Annotated in this window: 17 protein-coding genes; 9 read left to right on the top strand and 8 right to left on the bottom strand. The window is 64.5% G+C overall.

Features of this window, described 5'->3' with window-relative positions:
- Nucleotides 1-67 precede the first annotated feature (67 nt).
- From G154_RS09565 to G154_RS09575, 3 genes are read left to right on the top strand one after another with little or no spacing between them, the layout of a single operon-like run.
- Nucleotides 68-1,024, top strand: a complete 957-nt coding sequence (locus tag G154_RS09565; RefSeq protein ID WP_019512208.1) for an ABC transporter permease — start codon at nt 68-70, stop codon at nt 1,022-1,024.
- Complete coding sequence (locus tag G154_RS09570) at nt 1,021-1,986, top strand: ABC transporter permease (protein WP_019512209.1); 966 nt, start codon at nt 1,021-1,023, stop codon at nt 1,984-1,986. The genes G154_RS09565 and G154_RS09570 overlap by 4 nt, the downstream gene beginning before the upstream one ends.
- Entirely contained in the window at nt 1,983-3,665 is a 1,683-nt protein-coding gene (locus G154_RS09575; protein WP_019512210.1) for an ABC transporter ATP-binding protein, read from the top strand. Before G154_RS09570 ends, G154_RS09575 begins: the two co-directional genes overlap by 4 nt.
- Before the next feature lie 13 nt (nt 3,666-3,678).
- Here the strand turns inward: G154_RS09575 and G154_RS09580 are convergent, their stop codons facing one another.
- Nucleotides 3,679-4,503, bottom strand: coding sequence for a GntR family transcriptional regulator (locus tag G154_RS09580; protein WP_019512211.1), 825 nt, complete (start codon nt 4,501-4,503; stop codon nt 3,679-3,681).
- Nucleotides 4,504-4,606: 103 nt separating this feature from the next.
- On the opposite strand from G154_RS09580, the gene nagB reads away from it, so the two are divergent.
- Nucleotides 4,607-5,389: a glucosamine-6-phosphate deaminase gene (gene nagB / locus G154_RS09585; RefSeq protein ID WP_019512212.1), complete on the top strand. Its 783-nt coding sequence runs from the start codon at nt 4,607-4,609 to the stop codon at nt 5,387-5,389.
- Between the two features lie 93 nt (nt 5,390-5,482).
- On the opposite strand, the gene G154_RS25495 is transcribed toward nagB, so the two are convergent.
- From G154_RS25495 to G154_RS09600, 3 genes are read right to left on the bottom strand one after another with little or no spacing between them, the layout of a single operon-like run.
- The gene (locus G154_RS25495) at nt 5,483-6,040 is read right to left on the bottom strand and encodes a hypothetical protein (protein WP_019512213.1); all 558 of its coding nucleotides are present in this window, start codon (nt 6,038-6,040) and stop codon (nt 5,483-5,485) included.
- A gap of 35 nt (nt 6,041-6,075) precedes the next feature.
- Complete coding sequence (locus G154_RS09595) at nt 6,076-6,591, bottom strand: hypothetical protein (protein WP_019512214.1); 516 nt, start codon at nt 6,589-6,591, stop codon at nt 6,076-6,078.
- Between the two features lie 22 nt (nt 6,592-6,613).
- Nucleotides 6,614-8,440, bottom strand: coding sequence for an alpha/beta hydrolase (locus tag G154_RS09600; protein ID WP_023985120.1), 1,827 nt, complete (start codon nt 8,438-8,440; stop codon nt 6,614-6,616).
- Nucleotides 8,441-8,605: 165 nt separating this feature from the next.
- Between G154_RS09600 and G154_RS09605 the strand changes: the two genes are divergently transcribed.
- The gene (locus G154_RS09605) at nt 8,606-10,096 is read left to right on the top strand and encodes an MFS transporter (RefSeq protein WP_019512216.1); all 1,491 of its coding nucleotides are present in this window, start codon (nt 8,606-8,608) and stop codon (nt 10,094-10,096) included.
- 12 nt (nt 10,097-10,108) lie between these two features.
- On the opposite strand, the gene G154_RS09610 is transcribed toward G154_RS09605, so the two are convergent.
- The 3 genes from G154_RS09610 to G154_RS09620 form a co-directional block, all read right to left on the bottom strand.
- The gene (locus G154_RS09610) at nt 10,109-10,765 is read right to left on the bottom strand and encodes a CIA30 family protein (protein ID WP_234713153.1); all 657 of its coding nucleotides are present in this window, start codon (nt 10,763-10,765) and stop codon (nt 10,109-10,111) included.
- Nucleotides 10,755-10,889, bottom strand: a complete 135-nt coding sequence (locus tag G154_RS25955) for a DUF4174 domain-containing protein (protein WP_019512218.1) — start codon at nt 10,887-10,889, stop codon at nt 10,755-10,757. The genes G154_RS09610 and G154_RS25955 overlap by 11 nt, the downstream gene beginning before the upstream one ends.
- Before the next feature lie 156 nt (nt 10,890-11,045).
- The gene (locus G154_RS09620) at nt 11,046-11,642 is read right to left on the bottom strand and encodes an HD domain-containing protein (protein ID WP_312035597.1); all 597 of its coding nucleotides are present in this window, start codon (nt 11,640-11,642) and stop codon (nt 11,046-11,048) included.
- Between the two features lie 269 nt (nt 11,643-11,911).
- Here G154_RS09620 and G154_RS09625 point away from each other — a divergent pair, with 269 nt between their 5' ends.
- On the top strand, nt 11,912-12,565 hold the full coding sequence (locus G154_RS09625; protein ID WP_019512220.1) for a DJ-1/PfpI family protein: 654 nt from the start codon (nt 11,912-11,914) through the stop codon (nt 12,563-12,565).
- Nucleotide 12,566: 1 nt separating this feature from the next.
- Nucleotides 12,567-12,878 (top strand): hypothetical protein, encoded by a 312-nt coding sequence (locus tag G154_RS09630; protein ID WP_019512221.1) that lies wholly within the window; start codon nt 12,567-12,569, stop codon nt 12,876-12,878.
- Between the two features lie 20 nt (nt 12,879-12,898).
- Here G154_RS09630 and G154_RS09635 read toward each other — a convergent pair whose 3' ends face one another.
- Complete coding sequence (locus tag G154_RS09635) at nt 12,899-13,897, bottom strand: GlxA family transcriptional regulator (protein WP_023985122.1); 999 nt, start codon at nt 13,895-13,897, stop codon at nt 12,899-12,901.
- A gap of 315 nt (nt 13,898-14,212) precedes the next feature.
- On the opposite strand from G154_RS09635, the gene G154_RS09640 reads away from it, so the two are divergent.
- Both G154_RS09640 and G154_RS09645 read left to right on the top strand, forming a co-directional pair.
- On the top strand, nt 14,213-14,923 hold the full coding sequence (locus tag G154_RS09640; protein WP_019512223.1) for a DJ-1/PfpI family protein: 711 nt from the start codon (nt 14,213-14,215) through the stop codon (nt 14,921-14,923).
- Complete coding sequence (locus G154_RS09645; protein WP_019512224.1) at nt 14,923-15,816, top strand: haloalkane dehalogenase; 894 nt, start codon at nt 14,923-14,925, stop codon at nt 15,814-15,816. The genes G154_RS09640 and G154_RS09645 overlap by 1 nt, the downstream gene beginning before the upstream one ends.
- Nucleotides 15,817-15,846 lie beyond the last annotated feature (30 nt).

Below are 15,846 nucleotides of genomic sequence, written 5' to 3' on the forward strand. Positions count from 1 at the left end.
ATTCCCGTCACTTTGTGTGCTTAGTATGAGGACCATCACCTAGGCCGTCAAGACGAAAGGGGCCCGAGTGCGCGGGTACCTCTGGAAGCGAACCCTGTTCGCCGCAGTGACGATCTTCGTCGCGCTCACGGTCAACTTCATCCTCTTTCGGGTGCTGCCGGGGGATGCGGTCAGCCAGATATCGCGGATTCCCAACGCCTCGCCGGCAATGAAGGAGGCGCTGCGCGCCGAGTTCGGACTCGACAAGCCCGTGTTCGAGCAGTATCTCCGCTACCTGCAACAGCTGTGCCAAGGCAACCTCGGCGTCTCGTACACCAACCGCCAGCCGGTCCTGGACAATCTGATCGAGGCGTTCGGCAACACGGTGCCGATGGTCGCCACCGGCACGCTGATCGCCATAGTCCTCGGGATCGCGGTGGGCATGTTCGCTGCGCTGCACCGGGGATCGGTCGGTGACCACGCAGCCACCGGCATCGCTGTGCTCTTCTATGCGTTACCCACCCAGTTCCTGGGCATGATGCTGCTGATCATGTTCGCCGGCACGTTGCCGTCGGTCGGGATGTCCGACCCCTTCGCAGTGGGACTGTCGCCGGGGGAGCAACTGCTCGACCTCGCTCGGCACATGATCCTGCCGGTCGCGACGCTGGTGCTCACCCTGTACGCCGAGAGCGCCTTGATCGTGCGGTCTGCGATGCTGGAAACCCTTGGTGAGAACTACATCCTGACTGCACGGGCCAAGGGCCTGACCCGTCGGCGCATCGTGTGGTCCTATGCACTGCGTAACGCCGCCCTGCCGACGATCACCCAGATTGCTCTCTCGTTGGGGACCATTGTGGGCGGATCGATCCTCGTCGAGGTGATCTTTTCCTGGCCGGGAGTCGGCCGCGCGCTCTATGACGCAGTCCTGCAACGTGATTACCCGATGTTGCAAGGCGGCTTTCTGGCCATCACCGTCACCGTCGTGGTGTTGAACTATCTCGCCGACATCCTGTACTTCCGGCTCGACCCGAGGATTTCACAGTGAACCACGAGGATCATCCCGCCGATGTCAGTGATCCGACCGCGGGGGAGCCGATACACAGGCGTGGGGCCTGGGGGGCGCTGCGCACCGCCATGGCCACCCCGCCGGCCATCATCGGGCTGAGCATCATCGGCCTGTTCCTCGTGGTCTCGGCACTGTCGCATTACCTGAAGCCCTACAGCACATCTGTGCCCAGTTGCGCGGTGTTCGAGCCGCCCTCACCACAACACTGGCTGGGCTGCGACGACGGCGGTATCGACATGGTGAGCCTGGTGTTGCAGGGCGGGCAGATATCGATGTTCGTGGGATTCACCGCAGCGGTCATCGCGATCGCCATCGGCGCGACCGTAGGCGTGCTGTCCGGGTACTTCGGCGGCTGGGTCGATTCGATCCTGATGCGGGTGACCGACTACTTCATGGTCATACCGCAGATCGTGCTGATGATCGTGGTCGCAGCGGTGTGGGGCCCAAAGCTGAGCCACGTCATCGTGGTCATCGGCTTCCTGATGTGGACCAGCACCGCCCGCGTGGTGCGGGCCCAGGTGAAGACCCTGCGTGAACGTGTCTATGTTCAGCGGGCGGTGTCGATAGGCGCTGGACATCCGCGAATCATCCTCCACCACATACTTCCTCAGTTGGGACCCTTGCTCATCGCCAACGCGGTGCTGGCCATCACGCTGGCGATCTTCAACGAGACCGCCCTGGCCTTCCTCGGCCTGTCCGATCCGACGGCGGTCACCTGGGGAACGATCATGGAACACGCGTTCGTCCGCGGCGCCATCAGCACCGGGGCATGGTGGGCCATCGTTCCCGCCGGACTGTGCGTCGCAATCCTGATCATGGGGTGCTATCTGCTGGGCAATTCGATCGAGGACACCCTCAATCCCCGGCTGCGCTCATCTCATCTTTCCCGGAAATCGTGGACGATGCGCCCGCTGGTGGGCCGCGGAAAGGACGCACTGTGAGTGCGCAGAACGCCTTGGAGATCGTCGATCTCAATGTGTGGTTCGAACCGCGGGACATCCGTGCCGCCGATCCCGTCCACACCGTGAAGAACCTTTCGTTGAGCGTGGCGCCCGGGGAGCGGGTGGGCCTGGTCGGCGAGTCGGGTTGCGGCAAGACCACCACCATTCTGGCCGCCATGGGGTTGTTGCCGTCCACCGCCACCGTCGGTGGTGAAGTACGCGTCAACGGCACGAACATCATCGGTGCCGGTGAGGCCGGTATCAACGGCCACCGGTGGACCGATATCGCGATGGTCTTCCAGGGTGCGATGAGCGCTTTCAACCCCGTGAAGACCATCGGATGGCAGATCCGGGAAGCCCTGAGATTTCATGACGTCGCCCACGGGAAGAAGGCGGTGGCCCGGTGTCGCGAGCTGCTCGACCTCGTCGGTCTGCCGCCGGACAGTGATGAGCGCTTCCCACACCAGCTTTCCGGCGGGATGAAGCAACGTGCCGTGATTGCGATGGCGCTCGCCTGCGACCCGAAGGTGCTGCTGGCCGACGAGCCCACCACTGCTCTGGATGTCGTCGTCCAGGATCAGGTGCTTCGGCTGCTCGTTCGGCTGTGCAGTGAGCTCGGCCTGGCGCTGGTACTGGTCACCCACGACCTGGGCGTGGTGGCCCAGGCCTGCACACGCGCAGCGGTGATGTACAGCGGTGAGATCGTGGAAGAGGGGACCGTCGATGATCTCTACCATCGCCCGGCACATCCCTACACACGCACCCTTTTCGAAGCGACTCCGAACCTCGACGACGTAGCCGCCGCAGCGGTGCCTGTCGGCTCGCAAACGCCGACACTCGTCGTGCAAGACCTGCATGTCACCTACAGTGAAGGCGCCAAAAAGACGTCACGACAATGGCTTACGCGTGCCATGCGGCGACAGTCGATGCCCGGCACTGCACCGGCGGACGCTGTCGACGGTGTCAGCCTCCAGGTTGCCGAGGGCGAACTCGTCGCCTTGGTCGGACAGTCGGGATGCGGTAAGACGACGACACTGCAGGCAGTCCTGGGCATGCAGCCCGTGCGGTCCGGGTCCATCCAGATCGACGGGGTGGAGGTCGCCGGCCTGAGCGCACGCGCGTGGCGACCGCTACGCCGCCATGTTCAGATGATCTATCAAGATCCCTACGAGGCGCTCGACGGTCGGTTGCGCATCGAGGACACCATGGCCGAACCGCTGTTGGTGCACGGTATCGGCGACAACCGGGAGGAACGTCGAGCCCTGGTGGCCCAGGCGCTGCAGGACGTTGGTCTGGATCCCTCGCGACTGGCGCAACGCTATCCGCACGAACTGTCTGGCGGCCAGCGTCAACGCGTCGCCATCGCAGCCAGCCTCGTGCTGCGGCCCCGCTTGTTGCTGGCCGACGAACCGGTGTCGATGCTGGACGTGTCGGTGCGTACCGGCGTGCTGGAGCTGCTCGACCGGCTGCGGCGTGAACACCGGATGGGCATCCTGATGATCACCCACGACCTGTCGACGGCGACGGCCTACGCCGACCGGGTCATCGTCATGCGCGAGGGGCGCATCGTGGAAACGGGCAGACCCTGGCAGATCGTCAACGAACCCGCCGATTCCTATACCCGAAAGCTGCTGGACAGTGTGCCCAGTCCGGACCCGTCACGCCACCGCGCCTCCTGAGCCGCGGCGGCGGTCATTCCCCGGTGGTGGGCGCAGATCCGAAGGGGCGCACCGACCACGGCCCGGTACGGGCCGGCTCCACCAGGCGGCGTCCAGACGTTCCCGAGACGTAGAACAGAAATTCGCGCGCGGGGTAGGTCTGCTGGAAGCTGTCGAAAGCGGTCCCCTCGGCATTGACGCTCACGCCGCGGATGCGCACCACGTTGTCCTTCGCCGTCAGCTTGAGATGCTCGCGCTCCAGCGAGTTGGGATGGTCGACCTCGAAGACCTGTTCCACGAAATCATCGGTGAATCCGTAACGTTCGGCCAGAAATCCGTACAAGGAACCGCCGGTGGCGAGTCGTTCCTCGTCCAGGGACGGCACCAGGCTCAGCGGCAGCACGGCCTTCTCCAACAGCTTGGGCACGTTGCCCAGCCGGCGCAGCCTGCAGATCTCCCACACCGGCTGTCCGGCGTCGATCCGCAATGCGGCGGCGTGGTTGTCACTGGGCTGCCCGACCATCAGGCTGACGAGCTCGGTGGCGAGTTCGACGCCGTCGTCGTGGCCCTTGAGCGTCTCCAGCAAGGCACCGGGACGCGAGGGTTCACTGACGATCCGTTGCGGGGCCACGAACGTTCCGACACCCTGATGCCGCACGATCTTTCCGCTGTGGGTGAGTTCGTCGAGCGCACGACGCACCGTGATCACGCTGACATCGGCCATCTCGGCGAGTTCGGCCGTGCTCGGCAGCTGATCACCCTCGCGCAGATTCTGCTCCTCGATGAGCGATACGACGAGGTCGTACACCTGCTGATATCGCAGCGGGCGCGCGGTCTTGCCGGTGCCGTCGTCGTTCACAAACCCTCCCCGGTGAGCTGCCGGCCGGTAACGCAGGACACCGGTGCGTCCTGGGTACGGCCATCTAACTACCTACATTGTCATACAAGGAATGAGGTTTGATATGAGAGTCGTCATCTGTCCCGACCTGTGCGCGGTCGCCACGGCCGCCGCCGATATCGTGACCGAGCTGGTCGGCCGTAAGCCACAAGGGACGCTGGGGCTTGCCACCGGGTCCAGTCCGCTGGGGCTCTACGCAGAGTTGGCCGAGCGGGTGGCCGCGGGTTTGGACATGAGTGGATTCTCCGGTTTTGCTCTCGACGAGTACGTCGGCCTCGCCCCGGACGATCCGCGCAGCTACGCCCACGTCATTCGGACGCAGGTCACCGAGCCACTCCGATTGAAGCCCGAAAATGTCCACGTACCAACGGGAATAGGCGACGATCTGGACGCCGAATGCCTCGCCTACGAGGACGCCATCCGCGCGGCCGGCGGTATCGACATCCAGATACTCGGGATCGGACGAAACGGACATCTGGGATTCAACGAGCCCACCTCGTCGTTCGCCTCCCGCACGCGGGTGGCGTCGCTGGCCAAGTGGACCCGGCAGGACAACGCGCGCTACTTCAGCTCACCGGAGGACGTTCCACGCGAATGCGTCACCCAGGGGTTGGGCACCATCATGGCTGCCCGGATGACCTTGCTGATCGCCACCGGCGTGGCGAAGGCCGGCGCTGTCGCCCGCGCGGTGGAGGGCCCGGTTTCGGCACTGTGCCCGGCATCCATCCTGCAGCATCACGAAAACGCCGTTGTGGTCATCGACGAGGAGGCCGCCGGGGAACTCGCGTTGGTGGACTACTACCGCGACACTCAGCGCCGGAGCGTCCGCGATACAGTCGCCGGCTGACTCGCCTGATTGTATTTCTCTTGATTCATGCAGTGATTCGAAGCGGTGTGCGTGCGGCTCGCATGACGACGTGCCGCAGCTGAGTGCGCTCCTCTAGGCGGTGGGTACCGCTGACCCGTCGACGGGCTGGACCGATGGGGATCTTCCCACGAACCGGCCATACGAGCTTGCCCAGTACAGGAGCACGGAGCACAACAAGACAAACTTCGTCAGCGCTGCGCGTCGAGCGGACACTGCCTGTGCCTCTTGATCGCGGCCGCGCAACACGTTCAGTAGCGCCACGCCCTCGCGTGCGTCAGCGGCCACCGCCACCGCGCATGCAATCTGTGCCCACGGAAACAGGGTCACCCCCGACCGTCGTCGACCGAAGCGACGATCGGCGCGCTCTGCGAGCAACGCCGCAAACATTCCATACGTGGCCATGTAACCGAAGTCGAGCCACAGCGACGCGCGGGCAGCCGCAATACCTTTCGGTCCCCAGCTTTTCATGATCGACGTCGCTCGGTCCTGGCTGCCCGCCAACTCGAACGCGATGATTCCCGGTCCACCCGTAGCGTGAAGTGTGCGCTCCAAACGAAGCATCACCATGGTGGCGGCCAAGAACAGGCCGCCCACACGTCGCGTGGCCGTCCGCACCTGATCGTCAGTCATCGAGTGCACCGATGTCGACAACGTCTTGGGCGACTCTATGATGTCAGCTCGTCGGTGATCGAGACCGGCTGCATGCCACCGGCTTTCACCTGATCGGTCGTACTCCGGCATTCGCCGAGCACCTGGACTCGTCCACCGCCTTGATGTTCGGTCAGGATCGCCATGATCTTGCCCTGGTGGACCACCCGGCCGTGCGGCATCGCGCCCGGCGGTGGCCCGGGAGTCCAGCCCTGGTCGATCATCGTCGCCTCGACCTGCGCCAGGTAGGTATCCGGCGGCGTGCCGGCGGGAACGGCGAAGCGAAAACCGGCGATACCGCGGAACGGCGGCTCGTTCTGGTCGTTGCACGAGCCGAATTTGAAAGATCCGCTGACACTTTGCAGCCGCGCGGCACGCACGATCTCACGGGCGGGGTCAACCACCTGCGCGCGTATCTGGTCATCGCTCAGTGCGGGGCCGTCCAGCTCACCGGAGGCATCCGAAGGTGAACTCATGTCAGCACATCCTCCCAACAGCAATACAGACAGGGCAACGATGCCGGCGGTCGCCATCCGTCGAACGGGACCGGCGATCTCAGTAGCCATGGTCATTGGTGATCGATCCTCGTGGACGGTCCCCTTCGGGATCATTGAGTGCGGGTAGGCCGGGTACTCGAGTGTCCCAGTCCGGCAGGTCGATCGGGGGCAGTCCCGGCAGATCAATCTTGTCGGGCAATCCGATATGCGGTTGACGTCGCCCCTCGGCCAACAATCCGTTGTCACCGAGGGTGCTGCCGTCACCGGTGGCGATATCGGTCATCGCGCGCAGGGATTCGCTGCCGACCTGGTAGTACTTCGAGTGATCGTCGAAGGACAAACCGTCGCGTCCCACCGCCTCGGCATCGAAGCGCACCGAACCGTAGCCGTCGCCGGCAGGATCTCGGCCCAAGCCGGCCTCCAATCCCAGCGGGTAGTGAAGCTCGCGGTTGATGATGTCGGGGATCGGGCCGGCCTGGCCGATCCAGCTGACCGGATCGGTGGAGGCGGCGCCGACGTATACCTTGCCGCCCTCAGGCAGATGGAAATCTGACGCGCTGTTGGCCAGGTCGGTTCCTGGGCTGCCGATCAGCACCGCGTTGTCGGCTTTCATGCCGCTACCGGCGAACGCATCGGCCACCGTGGTGGACCCGTAGGAGTGCCCGATGACGGTGAGATTGGCGGGCACGCCTTCATGGGTGGCGGCCAGGCCGTTGACGTCGGCGGCCAGCAGATCACCCCCGGCGCGGGCCAGGGTCGGGGTGGCGATGGCAGGGTCGGTGGGGCTGTCGGGTGTGTCATAGCCCATCCAGGCGATGACCGAGGTGGGCTCGTTGGGATCGGCGGCGATCATCTGGTCATACAGGTTGGTGGCGTTGTCGCCCTCCAACCAACCTGCTTTCACGCTGCTGCCGGTGCCGGGCACGACCACCGCGGTGTTCTGGGCCTTGTCCGGATTGCCGATGGCGATGGCGGCCTTGCCCTCGCCATGGAATGCCAGTGGATCGTAAGCCCAGAGCATCGTCGGCCGGTTGGCGTCCTCGGGGTCGGCGGTTTTGTTCAACCCCTTCTGGGTCTGCACGGCATTGTTGTAGCGGGTGGCGTCCGCGGAGGTCAGCCCATAGTTGCCGGGGTTGGCCAACACGTCGTCGGTGGACACGCCATGTTGGTCGGCCGCGTCGGTCACCCGAGCCACATCGTCTGCGAGTACAGCCCGGTTCACCTGATCGCGCACCTCGGCCGGGATTCCGTTGAGATTGCCGAGCTCGGCAGAATGGTCGGCGATCAGCTGGCTCTTCTCGAACTGGCTCAGCGAATCCCACCACTTCTTGACGTCCTCTGGGCTGGTCCCCGGTGCCGGCAGCCGGCGTGGATCGCCGAGGGTTCCCGGCGGAGTCTGGGGCACCGGGCCACCGATGGCGGCCTGGATGGCGGCGGCCGTCTGAGCGTCGATCTGGGCGAACACCGCGAGCATCTTCTGCAGGACGGCGGTCCACGCCGGCGCCATCAGCCGCAGGATCGGGGGTAGCGGAGGCGCGGTGGCGGTACCGTCATCGGCGACCTGCCAGCCCGCTGCACGCAGCATCGTGACGGTGGCGAGCAGCCCGGTGCGGGTGAAGCCCAACTGCGTGCCGCCGGCGTGGAGTGCTTGCTGCAGCGCGCAGAGCCGGGCGCGCAGTTCTTCTTGGCGATTGAGGTTCTGCTCGGCTTTGATGATCGCCGCCGAAGCCGCCTGGCCCTGCCACGAGGACCTCAGCTGCGCCAGTGCCTGGCGTTGCGCGGTCATCGTCGTATCGAGAGCCGCGATCTTGGCGCCGAGGTCGGCGGCGGAAGCGACCAACTGCTCAGGCCGCGACGCCTGCACCGTCGACACCGTCACCGACAACTTCTGCCCCCTCGTCTCCCTCCCATCGTCGCACGCGCAAAAGCGGCACTCGGGCACCAGTTTCGTGGGATGAGGGTTGTCGACGTGTGGTGTTCTAACGATTCACATCAATGTTCCGCATGGCAGGCAGCCTTGCGGGCGCCGACGCGTAGGAGGGGGCGTGACATGGCGGATTCCGGCGGATTGCGGCTGAAGACTGCCGCGGGCCGGTGGGTGCTGCTCGCGACGGTCCTCGGATCTGCCATCGTGATGATCGACGGCACGGTGGTCAACGTGGCGCTGCCGCATATCGGTGCAGACCTGAACGCGGGCTTCGGCGGTCTGCAATGGGTCGTCAACGCCTACACGCTGACCTTGGCCTCCTTCATCCTGTTGGGCGGTTCACTCGGCGACCACTTCGGGCGTAGGCGTGTCTTCCTGATCGGGGTGGTGTGGTTCGCGGTGGCCTCGACCGCCTGCGGCTTGGCGCCGAACATCGAAGCACTGGTCGCCGCGCGCGCCCTCCAAGGCATCGGCGGCGCCCTGCTCACGCCCGGCAGTTTGGCACTGCTCTCGGCATCGTTCCGCGCCGGCGACCGTTCCGCCGCGATCGGGGCGTGGTCGGGGCTGGGCGGGTTGGCAGGAGCGGTGGGACCATTCCTCGGGGGATTCCTCGTCGAGTGGAATTGGCGAGCAGTGTTTCTCATCAATCTGCCGCTGGCCGCCGCGCTGGTCATACTGACGGTGCTGCGGGTCCCCGAGAGTCGCGACGCAGACTCACCACCGGGCCTGGACATCGCCGGCACGATCCTGGCCGTCCTGGGTCTGGGAGCCTTGACTTTCGGACTGACCAGCCTCGGCGGGAATGATGTCTCTGCGACCGGCCTGGTCGCGGTCGGTACTGGGATGCTGGCACTGGCCCTGTTCGTTGTGATCGAGCGACGTTCCCCGCATCCGTTGGTTCCGCCAGAACTGTTCAGCAACAATATTTTTCGGGTGGCCAATGCAATAACGCTGATGATTTACGGTGCCTTGGGGGTGGTCTTCCTGATCCTGGTACTGCAGCTGCAGACGGTTGCGGGGTTCAGCCCGATCGAAGCGGGAGCTGCGCTGCTCCCGGTCACGGCAGTTCTCCTGGTCTTCTCGGCACGCGCCGGTGCGCTTGCCGGCCGGATCGGACCACGGATACCGATGACGCTGGGTCCCCTGCTGTCGGCGGCGGGACTGCTGCTGATGCTACGTATCGGTACACAGGCATCATGGGTTGCCGATGTCCTTCCCGCTGCTCTGGTATTCGGTGCCGGCCTGGCGCTGGTGGTGGCGCCACTGACAGCCGCAGTCCTCGACGCCGCCCCGGACCGCTTGGCCGGGGCGGCCTCGGGAGTCAACAACGCGGTGGCTCGTGCCGGAGGACTTCTGGCTGTGGCCGTGATACCAGCCTTCGCCGGTGTAGGAGGCGCGGATTACGCCGATCCCGCCGCATTCGGAGCCGGGTTCTGCACCACCATGGTGATCGCCGCATCCCTGCTGTTGGGGGCGTCAGCTCTCGCCGCCGTCGGGATCCGGCCGAGACGCACCGGATCGGGTGCGGGTGAACGCATCCACATCGAACAGGACGTGCATTGCCCTATCAATGGTCCTGCGCCGTTTCCGCATGCACCGCAGCCCGAGACCTGATCGGGCACTTGTTCAGATCGTGGCGGAGATTCTGTCGATGATGATCTGGAAGGGGCCCTGCTGCTTGTCCAGTATGTAGACCGCGACCTGGTCGATGGTCGACGGATCTAGGGTCTCAGGTGCATCGGGCGCGGGATCCATGCGCATGCCTACGGGTTCGAAACGGTCGACAGGCAACGCGTAGGTTCGTACGGCGCCCGCTTCGGTGGCGAAGCGCTGAACATACGACCACGGCTGGTCGCTGTCACGCACCTTCAATAAGTAGGTCTTCCCGTCGCCCTCGGCGCGCACTCCCAAAGACCGTGCGCCCGCGGCCTTGCGGCCGATGTCGGGGTCCAGTGGTCCACGCGTCGAGGCGAACCCACCGTTGTTGTCCAGTGAGATGTTTCCCGAAAACCTCAGGCCACCATCGTCGAACGCGACCTCGGAAGTCGACCGTCCACCCATGACCGGATCGTTCATGGTCGTCCACTCCTCGGCCTCGCCGGCGACACCGAGATCGGCGATGACGACGTCCGTTGTTTCGGGAGCCTTTGAGAGCACCGTTTCCTCTGCCTGCACCGCCCCGCCACATGCGACGAGCGAAAGCGTCGTGCAGGTACCGATCAACAAGGCGGAAGCTCGGCGGATCTTCCAGCTGGATGATTGGTACCCGATGTCAGCACTCACTGTTGTTCCCACTCATCTCCCGACCGCGCATGGGCATCCCGTCGATCACTGCATACACCGTCTGAAGGTTCGGCACCGTGTCGGCGCGCAACTTCTCGGTGCCGTCCTTGCCGATCAGCAGCACGGTGAAAGTCTTGTCGCGACGGCGTACTGGTCCGCCAACTGACGAGCGCTGTCGGCTTGGAGCACTCGACCCCATCACGCCCTCCTCCGCACGTCGACGTGGTCGTTGACAGGTACCCCGCGTTGCCCGTCCGCTAACCCACGCTGTGACGAGCGTTCAGTTGCTGGACTCGGTCGGGAGTGAATCGCCCCAGCCTGAACGGGCGACCAGCGCCGCAAAACCGACGGAGGGTGCATCGTTGACCACTTCGTGCACATGCACCGGGAAGGAGAAGGGCGGGGCCTTGAGCGGATTTGCCTGCGTGTCGCGACCGATCGCTTCAGCGATGGCGAATCCAAGATTGTGGCGTGGCCACGCACCATGTACGCGGTCCGCGAAACCGGGCGACAGTAGTTCCCGTTGCGTGCCAACAACATCCATGTCGATTCCACCGTGGCACACCGCGTGTTCGGTGCCGAATCGATGCCCCAGGCCGACACTTGTGTGCAGAGCGATCGATTGCCACACGACTCTCGTGCGGCTTTCGTCGAAACCCCGATGACGCAGGAAACGTGCGGCTGCGTCTGCGCCGTCGACCTCGAACCGCTGGCCACCGCGTCCGTAGGCGGTGATGCCGAGGTCGTGCAGGATCGAGGCGAGGAACACCGTCTCCTCGTCATAGTCGATCCCGCCCCGTAACCCCTGAGCGGCCGCGAGTTCGCGTCCGAACAGATAGCTCCGGACGCAGTGATTGTGCAGGAACTCGGGAGACACATCCTCGGCGAGGGTGAAAGCCGCTGTGCAGATGGCAGAGTCGGGAAGGTTCCACTGAGTGACCTGGCTGGAGGCGGCTGCCTCGGCCGAATTTCGGGTGACCATGACGTCACTGTGCCGATCCCACCAGGGAGCCGCCACTGGCTGGATAGCCAATTACCGCCGGGATCTGGACAACGAGTGGCGAGGAGGGTCGGCTGGCGAGATTCCGGCGATATGTGTCCATCTGGCTACTGGGGCGAACGCCATGCATCGACGAACATGGCCGCATGCATGCGCAGATTGTGTTGTTCGACGGCTTCGACCCTCTTGACGTGATCGCACCCTTCGAAGTGCTGGCCTTCGGCAGCCAACTCCTCGGTGGTGAACTGGACGTCGAGCTGGTTTCTGCCGAGGGCGCCCGAGTAGTCGTCAGCGGCAGCCTTGGGCTGTCACTCATGGCAACGGCCCGGCTTGATCCGACCAAGCCGGGTTACATCGTGGTCCCGGGCGCTGTCGGGCCCGTGGAAGGAGATCCGGACGAGGTCGACACCATCCCGGTCCTGCTCGCGAGGTTCGGGGAAACCGCCGCGATCCCGATGATCCAACAGGCGATGGCGAATCCCGATATCACGGTGGCGACAGTCTGCGGTGGGTCCTTGGCATTGGCGATGGCGGGCGTGATCGAGGGCAGACACGCCAACACCCACCACCTCGGAGTGGATGTGCTCGAGGCCGCGGGTGCGATTCCGATCGCGGCCCGCGTGGTCGACGACGGCAACCTGATCTCGGCCGGCGGAGTCACATCGGGCCTGGATCTCGCGCTCTACCTCCTGCAGCGCAGCTTTGGTCCACGGATCTCTTTGGCCGTTGAGGCGATGTTCGCCTACGAGAGCCGCGGCACGGTGTGGACCAATACCGGCCGCGCACCCCAGGTGGTGTGAGATGAGCATCGTCGGGCACTGGGATGTCAGCATCAAGACGCCGGTCGGATCTCTGCACGTCGTCTACCACTTCGACCGCGACGACGTAAGTGGGCTGACCGGCGTCGCCGCCGGAAAACACGAGACAGTGCCCTGCACCGACATTGCCGTTGTCGACGAGGGAAATGGCCAGCGAGTGCGGTGGCGGCAGAGCGTCACCAAACCGATGAGACTCACCCTCGCCTTCGACGTGCTCGTTGAAGGTGATCAACTCAGCGGGCATTCCCGGGCGGGCCGGTTACCGAGGTCGACGGTGATCGGCGCCCGCTGCTGAGCGACTGTGTCCGCCCAAACTCACGCGGTCGCCAGTGATGAGCCCGGCAATTGGTCGGTGTCGGAGGCACGCTCTTTGAACGTATTTCGGTAAGTCTGTGGCGCGACGCCACTGAGCCTGCGGAACTGTTCACGGAAGTTGGCCGCCGACGCGAACCCCACTTCGCGCCCGATCCGCTCTATGCTGTGCGACGTCCCCTCGAGAAGCTCCTGTGCGTGCCGGATGCGCACACCGGTGACCCACTGCATGGGCGTCTGGCCGGTTTCGGTCTGGAAACGTCGGTTGAGTGTCCGGATGCTTGTCGCTGCGTATGCGGCGATATCGGCCAAGGTCAGTTCGCGGTGGGCATTCTGCTCGATCCAGGTGAGTACTCCATTCAGTTGGGTCTGTTCGCCGATCATGCTGACAGGCAGCTGATTGCGGACGATGAACTGCGCCTGACCGCCGCTGCGGTGAAGCGGCGCCACCGCGAACTTCGCGGCCGTGGCGGCAATAGCGGCGCCATGGTCACGCCGCACCATGTACAGGCAGAGGTCCACCCCTGCCGAAGCGCCTGCCGAAGTCAGGATTCGCCCTTCGTCGACATAGAGAACATCGGGATCCAGATCAACAGCAGGATGCGTTGCTCGGAACAGGTCTGCGGCGGCCCAGTGCGTGGTCGCGCGCTTTCCGTCGAGCAGACCAGCGTCGGCGAGGGTGAATGCACCTGTGCAGATCGAGGCGATGGTGGCCCCGGCGGAGTAAGCAGCGCGCAGGGCTGTGACCACCGCGGCAGGGGTCTGCGTCTCGACGTCCTCTCGGCCGGGCACGATGATGATGTCTGCATCGGCGAGCGCCTCCAGGCCGTGGTCGGTGGCGATGTGCAGCGGGCCGGCGGATACCACCGGCTCGGTGCCGCATACCTGGACGCGGTATCCGTTCGCACCGTCGGCGAACCGAACCCGTCCGAAGACCTCGACGGGAATGCCCACGTCGAACGCGATGACGTCGTGGACTGCCAAGACTGCCACTTTACGCATGCTGGCAGCGTAGCCCCCAGCGTGGCAAAATCCGTCCGTGCCGCCTGAATCATGCCAGACCGGACGAGCCGCACGTGTCGTCGGCTGTCGCTTGGAATGGGCGGCCGCAACGTATCTCATAGCGTCACCCTAGGTTCGCTCGGTCGGGGTGATGAGTGGCGTCGCGGACATCTTTCGCCGGAATCTTGCCACCCGACACCCCAGTGGGTGTGAGGGCAATATCCCGGCGGGCATTGGCCGTTCAGCCAATGTCGTCCACTGTCGGCGGAAGTTACCGTCGAGTTGTCTTCCACTCTGAAGGGACAACGATGCCTTATGACCGGCCTTCTACCGCAGATGAATTGGCGACCAACCGTCGCGATGATCCCGTTCCCGGGTCTGACGATGCTGGATCTCATCGGGCCGTACGAAACGCTGCGCCAACACACTGATGTGCATCTGCTCGGCTCGACCACCGAAGAATTCCGTTCCGACAGCGGCGCGCCGTTCCGCGCGACGGAGATGCTCTCGGACGCTGCCGACTACTACGACGTCGTCTTCGTCCCTGGCGGCAGCGGAACGGCCGATGCCATGCGCGATCCGCACATCATCGATTTCCTTGCCTCTCGAGGACCCCGAGCCCGCTACGTCACGTCGGTTTGCACCGGGTCGCTGGTGCTGGGGGCTGCCGGACTGCTGGATGGGTATCGAGCGACGACACACTGGTCGATGCTGGATGCGCTGAACTTCTTCGGGGCTATCCCTTCCTCGGAGCGCGTCGTCATCGACCGCAACCGCATCACCGGAGGCGGCGTGACAGCCGGGATCGACTTCGGATTGCTGCTCCTTGCCGAACTTTTCGACGAAGACACAGCGCGCTATGCGCAACTGCTTCTCGAATACGATCCTGCCCCGCCGTTCGACGGCGGATCGCCACGGACAGCTACCCAGGAAGCGATCCACCACATCAAGGAGTACGTCGCCGAACTGATGGCCTCCTGTCAATCCTTGGTCGCACAGCGTGATGGATTGAAAGGCGGTGTCTGATGCTCGGGACAACACCGTACGGCCGATTGCACTATCGCGACATCAACGGCACGCGAATGGCATACATCGACGAGGGGCACGGCGACGCCATCGTGTTCCAACACGGCAATCCGAGCTCGTCGTACCTGTGGCGCAACGTGATGCCCCACGTCGAAGGGCTGGGCCGTCTTGTCGCGTGCGATCTGATCGGGATGGGTGCCTCGGACAAGCTGGACCAATCTGGGCATGCCAGCTACCACTATCACGAGAACCGCGACTATCTGTTCGCGTTGTGGGACTCGCTCGATTTCGGTGACCGGGTCACGCTTGTACTCCACGACTGGGGTGGCGCGCTGGGATTCGATTGGGCCAACCACCACCGCGACCGGGTCGCCGGCATCGTGCATATGGAAACCGTCTCGGTGCCGATGGAGTGGGACGATTTCCCTGACGAGGTTGCCGAGATGTTCCGGGGCTTCCGGTCCCCACAGGGTGAGGCGATGGTGTTGAAGGACAACGTCTTCATCGAGACCGTGCTGCCGTCGATCGTGATGCGCTCCCTCAGTGAGGAGGAGATGGATCACTACCGCCGGCCGTTCTCCGCGCCCGGGGAGGATCGACGACCGACGCTGTCGTGGCCGCGGGATGTCCCGATCGCCGGTGAACCCGCCGATGTGGTCAAGATCGTCGAGGACTTCGGCGGCTGGCTGGCCGAAAGTGAGATACCGAAGTTGTTCGTCCGTGCCGATCCCGGAGTGGTCCAGAGTAAAAAGCGCATCCTCGACATCGTCCGCAGCTGGCCGAACCAAACTGAGATCACGGTTCCAGGTTCACACTTTCTGCAGGAAGACAGCGCAGATGAGATAGGCAAGGCGATAGCGGTTTTCGTGAGAACGATGCGGCAGGACTGGTGAGTACGCACCTTCATGCATGTGATCCCGGCG

The sequence above is a fragment of the Mycobacterium sp. VKM Ac-1816D genome (genome assembly GCF_000416385.1).
Lineage (GTDB): Bacteria > Actinomycetota > Actinomycetes > Mycobacteriales > Mycobacteriaceae > Mycobacterium > Mycobacterium neoaurum_A.